Origin of the sequence: Streptomyces sp. NPDC020742 (genome assembly GCF_040641675.1) — a bacterium.
Classification (GTDB): domain Bacteria; phylum Actinomycetota; class Actinomycetes; order Streptomycetales; family Streptomycetaceae; genus Streptomyces.
Window position 1 is genome coordinate 50,047 of sequence record NZ_JBFAEA010000001.1, and the last position, 15,629, is coordinate 65,675.

Genomic DNA, 15,629 nt, shown 5'->3' on the forward strand with positions numbered 1-15,629 from the left:
GGCCGGTGATCCCGAACGGCGGAATGCCGGGATACGCTCCCGCAAGCGGGTTCTGCCAAAAGGGCTAAGGGATTCTGCCAGAAGGCCTAACGATTTCCCGTAAGAGCGAATACCCGCATCTCTGCCTCATTTGGTTCGTTGTGACCGGGTGCCCCATTCGCGAACTGAAAGGAGAATGGGATGAAGCGGTTTGTCACGACCGCCGCGATGGCTGCGGCCAGCTGTGCCCTGGTGGTCAGCGGCTCAGGCATCGCCTCCGCCGACGGTCACCACGGTCGCGGCGGCCACAACCGTTACGGTCACGACAACGGTCGTTTCGGCAACGACGGCTTTGGTCGCGGCGGTTTCGGCCGTGGCGGTTTCGGCCGCGGCGGCTACCGCGGTTTCTACGGACACCGTGGTGGCGCCAACGCCGCCGGCTTCGCTGCAGGCTCCCCGGGGATCCTCAGCGGGAATGTCGTTCAGGTTCCGATCAACATTCCCATCAATGTGTGCGGCAACAGCCTCAACGTCGCCGCCCTGCTGAACCCGGCTTTCGGGAACGTCTGCATCAACCGCTGACCCGTCGACCGGCCCGGAACAGCTTCGGGCCGGCATGGGTCATGAAGTGGAGTCGGCGGGCCGCCCTGACCTCGGTCGCGGGTGGTCCGCCACTCTTCACCGCCGCACCGCCGCACCGCCGCACCGCCGCACCGCCGCACCGCCGCACCGCCGCACCGCCGCACCGCTGACCAGCGCGGACGGGCCTTCGGGAGCGGTCATACTGAGGGGCATGGCGAAGAGCAGGCGCAGCCGCGGCGGACCGGAGCCCGTCACACAGACGGTGGACGGCGGACTCGCGGAGCTCAGGCCCGACCGGGACCGGCCGCGCGGCTGGACGCTGCTGCTCGACGGCGCCCCACAGTCGCATGTGGACCTCGACGAGCCGGCCCGCCTCGACTTCTCCTACCAGCGCCGGCTCGGCCATGTCGCCGACCTCGCCGGCCCGCCGGGAGCACCGCTGCGCGTGGTCCATCTGGGCGGCGGCGCACTGACCCTCGCCCGCTACGTCGCCGCGACCCGGCCCCGCTCCACCCAGCAGGTCGTCGAGCTCGATGCGCCGCTGGTGGAGTTCGTCCGCCGGCAGCTGCCGTGGGACGGCGGGTGGCGGATACGGGTGCGCGGCGGCGATGCCCGCGCCGGGCTGGCGAAGCTCCAGGACGGCTGGGCCGACCTGGTCATCGCCGATGTCTTCGCGGGTGCGCGCACGCCCGCGCATCTGACCAGCGCCGAGTTCGTGACCGAGGTCCGCCGGGTGCTCCGGCCCGGCGGCAGCTACGCGGCCAACCTCACCGACGGGCCGCCGCTGCGCTTCCTGCGCGGCCAGATCGCCACCGTCCGTACTGCCTTCCCCGAAGTCTGCCTCGCCGCCGAGCCCGCCGTGCTGCGCGGCAAGCGGTTCGGCAACGCCGTCCTGTTGGCCTCCGACACCGCGCTGCCGCTCGCCGAACTGACCCGGCGCTGTGCAACCGATCCCCAGACGGCCCGGGTCGAACACGGCCGGGCGCTGCAGGACTTCACCGCCGGCGCCGCACCGGTGACCGATGCCACGGCGGTCGCCTCGCCGGCCCCGCCGGCCCGGACCTTCGACTGAGACCGGTCAACTGGCCCGGGGGAGGGCCGTGTTGCCAGGGCGTTGCTTCCGGGCCGTCCTGGATCAGGGGCCCATGAAGATCCAAAAGAAACGGCCTAGCTGCGGGTCGTCTGCACCATCGGCGGATGGCCGTTCCAGGTGCAGAACACCGAGGTGTGCCCGCCGCTGCCGCTGAAGTCGACCCGGATCCACCCGTCCTGCTTCCACACCTGCATCTCCCAGCCCGAGTTGGGCGTCGCCGACACCAGCTCGGCGGACGAGCTGCCCATGGCGAAGACCACCCGGCCGCCCGCCGTGGCATAGCTCTTGACGTTGCCGTCGCCGGTGGCGCCGCTCGCCCCGCCGCGCGGCGCGGGAGCGGACGGAGGGTGCGCCGGGGCGCCGCCGGTTGCCGACGGCGTGGGCGGCTTCGACGGGACGCCGCCGTCCGGGGACGGGCTCGCGGACGGTCGGGGGCGGTGGGTGGAGGAGACCTGCGGCACCGCGTCGTCGTCCGCTCCCGAGGACTCCGCCTGGTCGGCCAACGGCAGCGCGCGGGGGGCGTCGTACGCCGTGCCGGAGAGCACGGTGTGCACGCCGAACCACGACAGGGTGACCGCGGCGCCGGTCGCCAGCGTCCAGGCCGCCGCGTGAACCAGTCCTCGTTGCATCTGGCTCATACTGCACCACCCGCCCGTCCCATCGCCGCCCGCCCACCTGCAACGAGCGCCCCATCCCGCTGTCAACTGTGGGCAAGGGAACCTCCCCGAATGGCGTACGGTGCCGCCCATGGCACGTGTGCTCGTGGTCGAGGACGACCAGTTCGTCCGCTCGGCCCTCATCCGGCATCTGACCGAGGCCGCCCATACGGTGCGCAGCGTCGGTACCGCCCTGGAGGCGCTCCGCGAGGTGGCGCACGTCGGTTTCGACGTGGTGATCCTCGACCTCGGCCTGCCCGACCTGGACGGGCGGGAGGCGCTGAAGATGCTGCGTGGCCTCACCGACGTCCCCGTGATCATCGCCACAGCGCGGGACGACGAGGCCGAGATCGTCCGGCTGCTGAACGACGGCGCCGACGACTACCTCACCAAGCCGTTCTCCGTCGAGCACCTCTCCGCCCGCATGACGGCCGTACTGCGCCGCTCCCGGGCCGGCACGGCGGGTGCCGAACCGCCCTCACGCGTGATCCAGGTCGGCGGGCTGTCCATCGACCCGCTGCGCCGCCAGGCCCAACTCGACGGTGCCGGGCTCGACCTGACCCGCCGGGAGTTCGACCTGCTGGCCTTCCTCGCCGGCCGGCCCGGCGTCGTGGTGCCCCGCAAGGAACTGCTCGCCGAGGTCTGGCAGCAGTCCTACGGCGATGACCAGACCATCGACGTCCACCTGTCCTGGCTGCGCCGCAAGCTGGGCGAGACCGCGGCCCGGCCCCGGTACCTGCACACCCTGCGCGGTGTCGGAGTGAAGCTGGAGCCGCCGCAGTGAGGTGGGCCCTGGTCAAGGTGGCACTGGCGGTCACCACCATGGTCGTGGTCGCGTTCGCCATCCCGCTCGGCCTGGTCGTCAAGGAACTGGCCCGCGACCGCGCCTACGCCAGCGCCGAGCGGCAGGCCGCCACCATCGGCCCGGTGCTCGCCATCACCACTGACCGCACCCAGCTGGAGCGGGCCGTCGCCAGCGCCGAGACCGGCCCCGGCGGCCGGATCGGCGTGCACGTCCCGGCGGCCCGGAACGGCCAGCCGGCCGAGATCGGCGCCCGGCGCGCCGCACCGGCCGATGTGGCGGCCGCCCGCAAGCTCGGCCGGGCCTCCATGTCACCGGTCCGCGGTGGCTCGGTGCTGCTCCAGCCGACCGCCGTCGCCTCCGGCATCGCAGTCGTCGAGGTCTTCGTCCCCGACGACGCGCTCACCAACGGCGTCGCCACCTCCTGGGTGATCCTGGCCGGCGTCGGCCTGGCGCTGGTCGTCGGCTCCGTCGCGGTCGCCGACCGGCTGGGCACCCGGATGGTGCGGCCCGCCGAACGGCTCGCCGGCGCCGCCCACGACCTGGGCAGCGGCGAACTCGGCGTCCGCGTCCCGGAGGACGGCCCCAAGGAACTCCGGCTGGCCGCCAGCTCCTTCAACGCCATGGCCGATCAGGTCGTCCAACTGCTGGCTAACGAACGCGAGTTGGCCGCCGACCTCTCGCACCGGCTGCGCACCCCGCTGACCGTGTTGCGGCTCAACGCCGCCTCGCTCGGCGACACCCCCGCCGCCGAGCAGACCCGGGCCGCCGTCGCCCAGCTGGAGCGCGAGGTCGACCAGATCATCCGCACCGCCCGCGAGCAGAAGGCCCAGACCCGGCAGGCCGCCGCCGCGGCCGGCTGTGACGCCGCCGAGGTGATCCGCGAGCGGATGGACTTCTGGTCCGCGCTCGCCGAGGACGAGGGCCGCACCGTGCGGGTGGCCGGCGCGGATCACCCGGTCCGCATCCCGGTCGCCCGCTCCGACCTGGCCGCCGCCCTGGACGCCATGCTCGGCAACGTCTTCCGGCACACCCCCGAGGGCACCGCCTTCGCGGTCGACGTCCACAACGCCGAGGAGGCGGTGATCGTGCTGGTCTCGGACGCCGGCCCGGGCATCGCCGACCCGGACGCGGCGCTGCGCCGGGGCTGGTCGGGCGGTGGTGGCCGGGGGAGCGACCCCGCGGGAGCTGGGGCAGGCTCCACCGGCCTCGGCCTGGACATCGTGCGGCGGCTGGCCGAATCGACCGGCGGGGATGTGCGCATCGGCCGGTCGATCCTCGGCGGCACCGAGGTACGGGTCTGGCTGACACTGGACGGCCGCCGCAGCGGAGACGGCCGGCGCCGCGGGCACCGGCTGCGCCGCAGGCTCGGCGGCAGGTGCCGGCGGGCCGCCCGCGCCGACTCCTGAGCGGTCGCGCACCCGCCCGAGGTCGGTGGTCTTAACCACCCCCTTGCGCTTCCTTAAGGCCGCCATAATTCCGCCAACCACCGTACGGATCCCGGCATTTGTCCGTTTCCCGGTCGCTAGCGTGCGGGACGCACAGGGTGCACCACGCCACCCCCCACTCCCTCCCTCCCCACGTGACGACAGGCAGGCACGCGATGAGTTCCTCGGCACACCGCCGGCGCAAGAGCCGCACCACTCAGCTGATCGTGACCGGCGCGGCCGTGGCGGTCGCCGCCGGCGGCGCGTTCGCCGTGGCCGGTTCCGCCATGGCCAGCAAGGCGCCCCGGACCACGGGCGGCACCAAGGCGGCGGCCGGCTTCGCCCCGTACGTCGACACCTCGCTCAGCCCCGCCTACGACCTGGCCGGCACCGCGCAGAAGACCAAGGTGAAGGACTTCAACCTGGCCTTCGTCACCTCCGGCGGCGGCTGCACCCCCAAGTGGGGCGGTGCGGTCGCGCTGGGCGACGACCCGGTGGCCCGGCAGATCCCGGCGCTGCGCAAGGCCGGCGGCGACGTCCGGGTCTCCTTCGGCGGCGCCAACGGCTCCGAACTCGGCCTGGTCTGCGGCTCCGCCGGCGAGCTGGCCGCCGCCTACGGCAAGGTCATCGACACGTTCAAGCTCACCAAGGTCGACTTCGACATCGAGGGCGGTGCGCTGTCGGACACCGCCGCCAACACCCGCCGCGCCCAGGCCATCGCCCAGCTCCAGAAGAAGCACCCCGGCCTGGACGTCTCCTTCACCCTCCCCGTGATGCCCGAGGGCCTGACCCAGGACGGGGTGAACCTGGTCGCGGACGCCAAGAAGAACGGGGTCAAGGCCTCCGCCGTCAACATCATGGCGATGGACTACGGGCCCTCGTACAGCGGTGACATGGGCACCTACGCCACCCAGGCCGCCACCGCCACCCAGGGCCAGCTCAAGAAGGCCCTGGGGCTGAGCGACGCGGCCGCCTGGAAGACCGTGGCGTTGACCCCGATGATCGGCGTCAACGACGTCCAGGGCGAGGTCTTCAAGGCCGACGACGCCGCCCAGCTGGTGAAGTTCGCCAAGGGCAAGCACCTGGCCTGGCTGTCGATGTGGTCCGCCACCCGCGACCAGGCCTGCCCCGGCGGCTCGACCAACTTCGCCCAGCCGACGTGCAGTTCCATCGAGCAGGGCCCGCTGGACTTCACCAAGGCGTTCGGCGCCTACACCGGCTGACCCCCCACCGGTGATCCGGCCACCCGCCGGTCCGGATCACCGTCCCCGACGGGGCGCAGCGGGCTTCCCCCACCCGCTGCGCCCCGTCGCGCGTCCCGGAACCGCAGACAGGTCTCGCCCGCCGGGGTGCGCGGCCCGCAGCACCCCTACGGCCGGCAGGTGCCGCAGCACTGTGAGGGGGATCTCTCGCCCGCCGCGCCCCGCACGAGGCCGCGCGCCACGGTCACCAGGTCACCGCGCCCCTCCGCGACCCGCCAGGGGCATCACCGGCCACCCGCGGCCACCCGCCGGCTGACCGTGACCACCGGTGACCTGCTCGCCCCCGTGTCCGTCGCCGTCGTGGCCGAGGTCACGGAGGGGCGCGGCAGCGCGGTCGGCGGGGCGGCACCACCTCCCGCCTCCCGCCTCAGACCCCAGACCCGAGACCCCAGCCCCCGGACCCCGGAAAACGTTCAAGGCCCCCGACCGGAGTCGGGGGCCTTGACGTGGGGTGAGTAACGGGACTTGAACCCGCGACATCCTGGACCACAACCAGGTGCTCTACCAGCTGAGCTATACCCACCATGACCGGTGCTGTGTGGTTCCTTTTCCCCACCGGCTGAGAAAAAGTGTACAGGGTCCGGAGGGGTGCTCGCGCCCAGGTTTCCTGCCGGGGGGAGCGTGGGCGTGTCTTCCGGGTCACGGCCGCACGGGCGGCGACCCGGAAGACAGCTCCGGGGGTGTTACGACTGCGGCTCGGCCGGCTGGGGCTCGGCCGGCAGGACGTGCTTGGCGGCGATCGCCTTCGCGGTGTCCGAGTCCGGGCCGGGCTGCGGTACGAAGACCGCCTCCCGGTAGTAGCGGAGCTCCGCGATTGACTCACGGATGTCCGCCAGCGCCCGGTGGTTGCCGTTCTTGTCCGGACTGTTGAAGTAAGCCCGCGGGTACCAGCGCCGGGCCAGTTCCTTCACGGACGAGACATCGACGATCCGGTAGTGGAGGTAGCTCTCCAGCGTCGGCATGTCGCGCAGCAGGAAGCCACGATCGGTGCCGACGGAATTGCCGCACAGCGGCGCCTTCCCCGGCTCGGGCACGTGCTGCTTGATGTAAGCGAGCACCTGCGCCTCCGCCGCCTCCAGCGTCGTACCGCCGTCCAGCTCCGCCAGCAGCCCGGAGGCGGTGTGCATCTGCCGCACCACCTCCGGCATGGTGCCGAGTGCCTCGGCCGGGGGGCGGATCACCACGTCCACCCCGTCGCCCAGCACATTCAGCTCCGAGTCGGTGACCAGTGCGGCCACCTCGATGAGCGCGTCATTCGCCAGCGAGAGTCCCGTCATCTCGCAGTCGATCCACACCATGCGATCGTTCATACATCTCACCCTACGGGGCGCTCGCGCTGACCGGGCACCACGGGACGTGCCGCTGTCCGGCCGACCGGGGTCTCCGGCAGTCGCGAGGCGTAGGCGTCCGACTGCGGTTTGCCCGCCTCGCCCGCTTCCGCCAGGCCGTGCCCGGCCAGCGCGGTGGCGGAGAACCGCTCCGTGCCGCCCGCCCCCAGCGCTGCCCGCTCCCGCTCCGCCCGCTCGGGCCTGAGCGCGGGCTCGGGTGCCCCGTTCTGCGGCCGGCGGGCCCGGTAGGCCGCCCGGTAGGCGGCGGGGGAGGCCCCCAGCTGCCGCCGGAAGTGCCCACGCAGCGCGACCGGCGAGCGGAACCCGCAGCGCCCGGCGACCTCGTCGACCGAGTAGTCGGAGGTCTCCAGCAGCCGCTGGGCCTGCAGCACCCGCTGGGTGATCAGCCACTGCAGCGGAGCGCTTCCCGTCAGGGAGCGGAAGCGCCGGTCGAAGGTGCGCCGGCTCATGTACGCACGCGCGGCCAGGGTCTCCACGTCGAACTGCTCGTGGAGGTGCTCCAGCGCCCAGGCGACGACCTCGGCGAGCGGGTCGGCGCCGATCTCCTCAGGTAATGACCGGTCGAGGTAGCGCTGGTGTCCCAGATCGGACGCGGTCCGCCGGGGCGGTACGACGAGCCGGCGGGCCAGCGCGTTCGCGGCGTCCGCGCCGTGGTCGGTCCGCACGATGTGCAGACAGAGATCGATACCGGCCGCCGTCCCCGCGGAGGTGAGCACATCGCCGTCGTCGACGAAGAGCTCGCGGGGGTCCACGTGGACGGACGGGTAGCGCTTGGCGAGCGTCGGCGCGTACATCCAGTGGGTGGTGGCCGGACGGCCGTCGAGCAGTCCGGCCGCGGCGAGGACGAACGCCCCCGTGCACAGCCCGACGATTCTGGCCCCTTCTTCATGCGCGCGGCGCAGCGCGTCGAGCGCGGCGGGCGGCGGGGCCTGGGTGATGGATCGCCAGGCCGGTACGACGACCGTCCCGGCACGGGAGATCGCCTCCAGCCCGTAGGGGGCGGACAGTTCCAGCCCCCCGGTCGTTCGCAAAGGCGCATCTTCGCCCGCGCACACAAGTAGCCGGTACCGCGGAACGCCTGCGTCCTGTCGGTCGATACCGAAGACCGAGAGCGGAATGGAGCTCTCGAAAATGGGGCCGCCACTGAAGAGGAGCACCGCGACTATTTCGCGGCGTCGTCGGGCGGCGAGCTTGCGTGCGGCATCTGGTACGGCAGCGGAGTCCTGGCTCATGGCACTTAAGCCCCCCTCGGTCGTCTCGCCCTCTCGGTCCTGCACAGTTCCCCCGCCGTTACTACCAAGATCGAATCTACTGTGTCCCGTGAGGATGGAGTGCCAAGTTCACCACCCGCTGGTATGTCGATATGGCAACTTGGCGCGAAGCATTCGATCACGAAGCGTTCCACTCGTCAGGCCTCCAAGGAAAGTACGCGTCTCCGCTCTGCCCGTTCGCAGTAGGGCACAACCATGCCCAGCGGTCCTTTCCTCCCTGCTCACACCAGGGTTGGGGGGTCCCCCGGACAAGGTGAGGGCCCGGACGTGAAGTTGGCTGAAAACGGTCGCGCGCAGACTTGCGGACGCCTCAGTCGACCGGCGTACGCCTTTCTCGGTAGTGCCCGCCCCCGTGCGCCGTCAGTGCCGAATATCCGCTTCTGTCCCGGGGGCGCCGTAGGGCGCGGACCCGGATCCGCGCGGCGGTCCGTTCGGAATGCCGCAACAGGGCGCGACAGGCGCAGGTCACCGCGGCCAGGCCGGCGGCGGTGCCGGCCGCCCCGAGCCAGGGGGCGCCGCTGGTGATCAATACGAGCGGCACCAGGGCGCAGCTGAAGGCGCCCCAGCGCACCACATCGCTCACTGGGTCGGGTGATCTGTCGGGCGGCAACGGCACCTCGCGCTCCCCTCGGACGGGCTGCTACTACAACGCCGCCGGAGATCATGGGTCACCGCGAGGGGTACGTACGGGGGCATGCCGGGGCATTGCCATCCGGGCCACGCTCCGGCATGCTCCGGGGAACGTTCGAGACCCCCGGCCGTTCCGGGCGGGTGTCCGGCGCCCGCTGCGGGCTCTGGGCACGGGGGGAGTAGCGCCGTACTCTTGGGGTATCGGCTTGGGAAGATGATTCCCAGTCGTATCGTTCCTCTTTGAACTATGGCTCCCGCACCTCGATCGAGCCAGCTCAGTCAACTGCCGGATCAAGTCAATCGCCGTTCCCCGTTCGCCCCTCCGCAAGAGGACGTCCTCGCCGAGACACCATGGCCGGTCACGAAATCCCCGAACCCGCGGACCGCAAGCAGGTCGCCGATCCGACGGCGGACCTGGAAGCGGTGGAAGAGAACCGACACGCCTGCGATCCCGCGTTCCGGCACGGCGTCGTGGTCGGCTTCGACGGCTCGATGTCCAGTGAGCGGGCGTTGGCGTATGCAATCGGTATCGCCCGGCGTCACGACTCCGGATTGATCATCGTCCATGTGGCCAACCGGCTGCCGACGACCGTCTGGGCCGGCTGTGAGCCCCCGGTCTTCGTCGATGTGCCCGATCACCGCACCGAGGTGCTGGGGCTGGAGCTGGCCTGCGCTGATCACCTCAGCGAGGTCCCTTGGGTCCTGGTCGAGCGCGGCGGTGACATCTGCCACGAGCTGGAGGAGGTCGGGCGGGAGTACGAGGCCGATGCGATCGTGGTGGGCTCCACGCACGGCATCGTCGGCCGGATCTTCGGCTCGGTCGCGGGGCGGCTGGCCCGCCGGGCGCAGCGCCCGGTCATCGTGATCCCCTGAGTCACCTCAGTCGGAAGTTCGGCTCCCCGCCTTGGTGACCCCTGAGTCGGAAGCGGGGCGCCCCGGTCATGGTGTCCCCTGAGGCGGAGGGTGGCTCCCCAGCTGTCGTCGGGCCGTCCGTGCGGCAGCCGCCCGGTCCGCCGCTCCGCGTGTCCGGCCCGGCGCCAACTCACCGCAGCGTCATCTCACCGCTTTGCGCGCGGACTTGAGGGGCCGCCAGAACATTCTGGGCAGTCGAATTCCCCGTCTTTCCTGCCGCGGAGAGGTGGATTGTGCGCTTGTGACGGGTAGAAAACGGTCACGTGGGTGCGGCGCACCACGGGCCCGGAGGCCGCGCGCACGGCAACGGCGCGCTGCCGTCCGGGAAGTGACGGTTCCTGGAGCGGTGGCCTTCCGCCGGCGTATGGGGCGATGCCGGCACAGGGGAGGCGGCGGCGTCGCGCGTATGGTGGCACGCGCGACGCCCCGTCGCTCCAGCGGTCCCGCGGGGTGACTACTCGACGGTGACCGACTTGGCGAGGTTCCGCGGCTTGTCGATGTCCCGGCCCAGGGCCAACGCCGTGTGGTAGGCGAGCAGTTGGAGCGGGATGCCCATCAGGATCGGGTCCAGCTCGGGCTCGTTCTTCGGCACCACGATGGTGTGGTCGGCCTTCTCCTGCTCCTGGTGCGCGACGGCCAGGATCCGGCCGCTACGGGCCTTGATCTCCTCCAGCGCCGCGCGGTTCTTCTCCAGCAGGTCGTCGTCCGGGACGATCGCCACGGTCGGCATCGCCGGCTCGATCAGCGCCAGCGGGCCGTGCTTGAGCTCGGAGGCCGGGTAGGCCTCGGCGTGGATGTAGGAGACCTCCTTGAGCTTCAGCGAGGCCTCACGCGCCACCGGGTAGCCGCGCACCCGGCCGATGAACATCATCGACTTGGCGTCCGCGTACTGCGCCGACAGCTGCTTGATCTGCTCCTCGCCCTTGAGGATCTCGTCGATCTGGGCGGGCAGCTTGCGCAGGCCCTCGATGATCCGCTTGCCGTCCGCGACCGAGAGGTCACGGATCCGGCCCAGGTGCAGGGCGAGCAGCGCGAAGGAGACCACCATGTTGGTGAAGCACTTGGTGGAGACCACGCAGACCTCGGGGCCGGCGTGGACGTAGATGCCGCCGTCGGTCTCCCGGGCGATCGCCGAGCCGACCACGTTGACCAGGCCCAGCACCCGGGCGCCCTTGCGCTTGAGCTCCTGGACGGCCGCCAGCACGTCGTAGGTCTCACCGGACTGGGAGACCGCCACGTAGAGGGTGTCGGGGTCCACGACCGGGTTGCGGTAGCGGAACTCCGACGCCGGCTCGGCGTCCGAGGGGATCCGGGCCAGCTCCTCGATCATCTGCGCGCCGATCTGGCCCGCGTGGTACGAGGTGCCGCAGCCCAGGATCTTCACCCGGCGCACCCCGCGCGCCTCGCGGGCGTCGAGGTTGAGGCCGCCGAGGTGCACGGTGGAGAACCGGTCGTCGATCCGGCCGCGCAGCGCGCGGTCCACCGCGTCCGCCTGCTCGGAGATCTCCTTGTGCATGTAGGTGTCGTGGCCGCCCAGGTCGTACGACTCGGCCGCGTACTCCACGGTCTCCGGCGTCGCCGTCGTACGCGAGCCCTCGGTGGTGTACGTGCGGTAGTCGTCGGCCTTGAGGGTGGCCATCTCGCCGTCGTCGAGGGTGACGACTTGGCGGGTGTGCGAGACCAGCGCGGCGACGTCGGAGGAGACGAACATCTCGTGCTCGCCGATGCCGAGGACGACCGGGGAGCCGTTGCGGGCCACCACGATGCGGTCGGGGAAGTCGGCGTGCAGCACGGCGATGCCGTAGGTGCCCTCGATGTGCCGCAGCGCCTCGCGGACCCGCTCCTCCAGCTTCTCGGCGGTGGAGCGGCCGATCAGGTGGGCGAGGACCTCGGTGTCGGTCTCCGAGGCGAAGGTGATGCCGTCGGCGGTCAGCCGGGCGCGCAGCTCGGCGGCGTTGTCGATGATGCCGTTGTGGACGACGGCGACCTTGCCCTCGGCGTCGAGGTGCGGGTGGGCGTTCTCGTCGGTGGGCGCGCCGTGGGTGGCCCAGCGGGTGTGCGCGATGCCGGTGGTGCCGGCGAAGCGCTTCGGCAGGCGGGACTCCAGCTCGCGGACCCGGCCCTTGGCCTTGGCGGTCTTCACGCCGCCGGCCTTGCCGGTGGCGTGGATGGCGATGCCGGCCGAGTCGTAGCCGCGGTACTCCAGGCGCTGCAGGCCCTCCAGGAGCAGCGGAGCGACATCACGTTTGCCGATGTATCCGACGATCCCGCACATACAGTGACCCTCCGAGAAAGACGTTGTGTCGGTTGTGGTGCCCGGGGCCGCCGCCGGTAGGAGCCGGGGAGCCCTGCCGGGTGTCAGCCGTAGACGAGGCGGCGCAGCTGGCGGGCGGAGAGATCGGGCGGAGCCACGGCGCGGTGCGGCATCTCGTGGCGGATCCGTTCGAAGATCTCCTCGTTCCGCAGTCCCTGGGACTGCAGCTCGCGATGGCGCCGGCGGACGAACTCCTCCGTCGTCTCGTCGAAGTACGCCAGCACGTCCAGCACCACCCGGGCGGCCTCACCGCGCTGCAGCGGTGTGCTGCGCACCAGGTGGTCCAGCAGGTCTTCGTGCGGCGCCTCTGCGCTGCGGTGACGGCGTTCGAGCACCCGTCGATACTGCGGGGCGGCGCGCGGATGTGCAAGAAATCTGCCCGGAATCGGGCAGGTACCCGATTTGGCGGTGTGAAACTGGCCGCAACCTTGACCGGATCAGAGGCTCACGGTACGCATGGTCACCGTTCCGTCGCTCCACGCCATGTACGACCTTCGCCGAAGGGACCGTCGATGAGACCGATGAGACGACGAGGAATGCTGTTCTCGCTGCTGCTGGTCGCCGTGGCGGGGATGGGGACCGCCGCCCTCCCGGCCCCGCGGGCCCAGGCCGCAGCCGCCACCACCCCGCTCGACCGGGTCGTCCCCGCTCCGGCGTCCGTACGCCCGGGCGGCGACCCGTACACGATCGACGAGGGCACCCGGATCCGGGTGCCCGGCGGCTCGGACGGGGCCCGCCGGGTCGCCGGGTACCTGGCCGGCCTGCTGCGCCCCGCCACCGGCTACGCCCTGCCGGTGACCACCAAGGACGGCAGGGACGGCATCGTGCTGCGGCTCGGCGGGCCCGGCACCGCGTCCCTGGGCGCCGAGGGCTACCGGCTGACCTCCGGGAGCCGCGGGGTCACCCTCAGCGCCGCCCGCCCCGCCGGCCTCTTCCACGGCGTGCAGACGCTGCGCCAGCTGCTGCCCACCGCGGTCGAGGAGCGCGCCGAGCGGCCCGGGCCCTGGCGGATCGCCGGCGGGACCATCGCCGACTCCCCGCGCTACGCCTACCGGGGCGCGATGCTCGACGTCTCCCGGCACTTCTTCACGGTCGAGCAGGTCAAGCGCTACATCGACCAGCTCGCCCTATACAAGGTCAACCGGCTGCACCTGCACCTCTCGGACGACCAGGGCTGGCGGATCGCGCTGAAGTCCTGGCCCCGGCTGGCGACCTACGGCGGCTCCACCCAGGTCGGCGGCGGCCCCGGCGGCTACTACAGCAAGGACGACTACCGCGAGATCGTCCGCTACGCCGCCGCGCGCTACCTGACCGTCGTGCCCGAGATCGACATGCCCGGCCACACCAACGCCGCGCTGGCCTCCTACGCCGAGCTCAACTGCAACGGCCAGGCGCCGCCCCTCTACACCGGCACCAACGTCGGCTTCAGCTCGCTGTGCGTGCCGAAGAAGGTGACGTACGACTTCATCGACGACGTGATCCGGGAGATCGCCGCGCTCACCCCGGGCCGGTACCTCCACATCGGCGGTGACGAGGCGCACTCCACCAGCCACGCGGACTACGTCGCCTTCATGGACAAGGTGCAGCCGGTGGTCGCCAAGTACGGCAAGACCGTGGTCGGCTGGCACCAGCTGACCGGGGCGCACCCCGTCAAGGGCGCGGTCGCCCAGTACTGGGGGTACGACAAGACCGGCGACGCCGAGCGGAAGCAGGTCACCGACGCCGCCCGGAACGGCACCCGGCTGATCCTCTCGCCTGCCGACCGCGCCTACCTCGACATGAAGTACGACAAGGACACCCCGCTGGGGCTGAACTGGGCCGGCTACGTCGGCGTGCGGCGCTCCTACGACTGGGACCCGGGCCGCTACCTGTCCGGTGCCCCCGAGGACGCCGTGCTGGGCGTGGAGGCGCCGCTGTGGTCGGAGACCCTCTCGACCACCCGGCACATCGAGTACATGGCCTTCCCGCGGCTGCCGGGCATCGCGGAGCTGGGCTGGTCCCCGGCGGACCGCCACGACTGGGACGGGTACAAGGTGCGGCTGGCCGCCCAGGGCCCCCGCTGGGACGCGATGGGCATCGACTACTACCGCTCCCCGGAAGTGCCCTGGCCGGCACGCTGAGCGGCTTTCGGGCGCCCGCCCGCTGAAGCGGCCCCGGCCGGCCCCCGAGGGGTCCGGCCGGGGCCGCCGGACGTCAGAAGCCCAGCTCCCGCGCGATCAGCATCCGCTGGACCTCGCTGGTGCCCTCGCCGATCTCCAGGATCTTGGCGTCCCGCCACATCCGGGCGACCGGGTACTCGTTCATGAAGCCGTAGCCGCCGTGGATCTGGGTGGCCTCGCGGGCGTTGTCCACCGCGATCTCCGAGGAGTAGAGCTTGGCGAGCGCCGCCTCCTTCTTGCAGGGCTCGCCGTGCACCAGCTTGGAGGCGGCGTGTCGCCAGGCCAGTCGGGAGGTGTGGGCGCGCATCTCCATGTCGGCGAGCTTGAACTGGATCGCCTGGTTGCTGCCGATCGGGCGGCCGAAGGCCTGCCGCTCCTTGGCGTAGCGCACCGACTCGTCCACACAGCCCTGGGCCAGGCCGGTGGCCAGCGCCGCGATGGCGATCCGGCCCTCGTCGAGGATCCGCAGGAACTGGGCGTAGCCGCGGCCCTCCTCGCCCAAGAGGTTGCCGATCGGGACCCGGACGTCGGAGAAGGACAGCTCGCGGGTGTCCGAGGCGTTCCAGCCGACCTTGGAGTACGGGGCGCCGACGGTGAAGCCGGGGGTGCCGGACGGCACGATGATCGAGGAGATCAGCGGGCTGCCGTCGTCCTTGCGGCCGGTGACGGCGGTGACCGTGACCAGACCGGTGATGTCCGTACCGGAGTTGGTGATGAAGCACTTGCTGCCGTTGATCACCCAGCTGTCGCCGTCCCGTACCGCGGTGGTGCGGGTGGCGCCGGCGTCCGAGCCGCCGTCCGGCTCGGTCAGGCCGAAGGCGCCCAACATCTCACCGCTGCACAGCTTGGGCAGCCAGGTCCGCTTCTGCTCCTCGGTGCCGAAGTGGTAGACCGGCATGGCGCCGAGCGAGACGCCCGCCTCCAGGGTGATGGCCACCGAGGAGTCGACCCGGGCCAGCTCCTCCAGGGCGATGCCGAGCGCGAGGTAGTCGCCGCCCATCCCGCCGTACTCCTCGGGGAACGGCAGGCCGAAGAGGCCCATCCGGCCCATCTCCTGCACGATCTCGTACGGGAACGCGTGCTGCTCGTAGTACTCGCCGATCTTCGGGGCGACGACGTCGTGCGCGAACGCCTCGACCGTGCGCCGGAGTTCCTCCAGCTCGTCGGGGAGGCGGTGGTCCAGGGACATGGGG

The 15,629-nt window shown here is 71.7% G+C and carries 13 protein-coding genes, 1 tRNA gene and 1 pseudogene; 7 read left to right on the forward strand and 8 right to left on the reverse strand.

Features of this window, described 5'->3' with window-relative positions; genetic code table 11:
- Positions 1-180: 180 nt before the first annotated feature.
- Together AB0G84_RS00230 and AB0G84_RS00235 are read left to right on the forward strand one after the other, a co-directional pair.
- Positions 181-561: a chaplin gene (locus AB0G84_RS00230; RefSeq protein ID WP_361313263.1), complete on the forward strand. Its 381-nt coding sequence runs from the start codon at positions 181-183 to the stop codon at positions 559-561.
- Between the two features lie 211 nt (positions 562-772).
- Positions 773-1,633 (forward strand): fused MFS/spermidine synthase, encoded by an 861-nt coding sequence (locus AB0G84_RS00235; RefSeq protein ID WP_361313265.1) that lies wholly within the window; start codon positions 773-775, stop codon positions 1,631-1,633.
- 95 nt (positions 1,634-1,728) lie between these two features.
- Here the strand turns inward: AB0G84_RS00235 and AB0G84_RS00240 are convergent, their stop codons facing one another.
- Positions 1,729-2,283, reverse strand: coding sequence for a hypothetical protein (locus tag AB0G84_RS00240; protein WP_361313267.1), 555 nt, complete (start codon positions 2,281-2,283; stop codon positions 1,729-1,731).
- 118 nt (positions 2,284-2,401) lie between these two features.
- Between AB0G84_RS00240 and AB0G84_RS00245 the strand changes: the two genes are divergently transcribed.
- The 3 genes and pseudogenes from AB0G84_RS00245 to AB0G84_RS00255 all read left to right on the forward strand — a co-directional run.
- Complete coding sequence (locus AB0G84_RS00245) at positions 2,402-3,094, forward strand: response regulator transcription factor (RefSeq protein WP_361313269.1); 693 nt, start codon at positions 2,402-2,404, stop codon at positions 3,092-3,094.
- Positions 3,091-4,521, forward strand: coding sequence for a HAMP domain-containing sensor histidine kinase (locus tag AB0G84_RS00250; RefSeq protein ID WP_361313271.1), 1,431 nt, complete (start codon positions 3,091-3,093; stop codon positions 4,519-4,521). The genes AB0G84_RS00245 and AB0G84_RS00250 overlap by 4 nt, the downstream gene beginning before the upstream one ends.
- A gap of 335 nt (positions 4,522-4,856) precedes the next feature.
- A pseudogene (locus tag AB0G84_RS00255) lies at positions 4,857-5,762 on the forward strand (chitinase); the annotation flags it as partial.
- A 486-nt stretch (positions 5,763-6,248) separates the two neighbouring features.
- On the opposite strand, the gene AB0G84_RS00260 reads toward AB0G84_RS00255, so the two are convergent.
- From AB0G84_RS00260 to AB0G84_RS00275, 4 genes are all read right to left on the reverse strand, one after another.
- Positions 6,249-6,324: transfer RNA gene (locus AB0G84_RS00260), tRNA-His, on the reverse strand.
- Between the two features lie 160 nt (positions 6,325-6,484).
- Positions 6,485-7,111: an oligoribonuclease gene (orn, locus tag AB0G84_RS00265; RefSeq protein ID WP_361313274.1), complete on the reverse strand. Its 627-nt coding sequence runs from the start codon at positions 7,109-7,111 to the stop codon at positions 6,485-6,487.
- A gap of 5 nt (positions 7,112-7,116) precedes the next feature.
- The gene (locus tag AB0G84_RS00270; RefSeq protein WP_361313276.1) at positions 7,117-8,382 is read right to left on the reverse strand and encodes a helix-turn-helix domain-containing protein; all 1,266 of its coding nucleotides are present in this window, start codon (positions 8,380-8,382) and stop codon (positions 7,117-7,119) included.
- A gap of 349 nt (positions 8,383-8,731) precedes the next feature.
- Positions 8,732-9,037 (reverse strand): hypothetical protein, encoded by a 306-nt coding sequence (locus tag AB0G84_RS00275; protein WP_361313279.1) that lies wholly within the window; start codon positions 9,035-9,037, stop codon positions 8,732-8,734.
- 365 nt (positions 9,038-9,402) lie between these two features.
- Between AB0G84_RS00275 and AB0G84_RS00280 the strand changes: the two genes are divergently transcribed.
- Entirely contained in the window at positions 9,403-9,924 is a 522-nt protein-coding gene (locus AB0G84_RS00280) for a universal stress protein (protein ID WP_361313282.1), read from the forward strand.
- Positions 9,925-10,417: 493 nt separating this feature from the next.
- Here the strand turns inward: AB0G84_RS00280 and glmS are convergent, their stop codons facing one another.
- On the reverse strand, positions 10,418-12,238 hold the full coding sequence (gene glmS, locus AB0G84_RS00285) for a glutamine--fructose-6-phosphate transaminase (isomerizing) (protein WP_361313285.1): 1,821 nt from the start codon (positions 12,236-12,238) through the stop codon (positions 10,418-10,420).
- Between the two features lie 83 nt (positions 12,239-12,321).
- Positions 12,322-12,612 (reverse strand): hypothetical protein, encoded by a 291-nt coding sequence (locus tag AB0G84_RS00290; protein WP_361313287.1) that lies wholly within the window; start codon positions 12,610-12,612, stop codon positions 12,322-12,324.
- A gap of 186 nt (positions 12,613-12,798) precedes the next feature.
- Here AB0G84_RS00290 and AB0G84_RS00295 point away from each other — a divergent pair, with 186 nt between their 5' ends.
- The gene (locus AB0G84_RS00295) at positions 12,799-14,397 is read left to right on the forward strand and encodes a beta-N-acetylhexosaminidase (RefSeq protein ID WP_361313290.1); all 1,599 of its coding nucleotides are present in this window, start codon (positions 12,799-12,801) and stop codon (positions 14,395-14,397) included.
- Positions 14,398-14,470: 73 nt separating this feature from the next.
- Here the strand turns inward: AB0G84_RS00295 and AB0G84_RS00300 are convergent, their stop codons facing one another.
- Entirely contained in the window at positions 14,471-15,625 is a 1,155-nt protein-coding gene (locus tag AB0G84_RS00300) for an acyl-CoA dehydrogenase family protein (protein WP_361313292.1), read from the reverse strand.
- Positions 15,626-15,629: the final 4 nt, after the last annotated feature.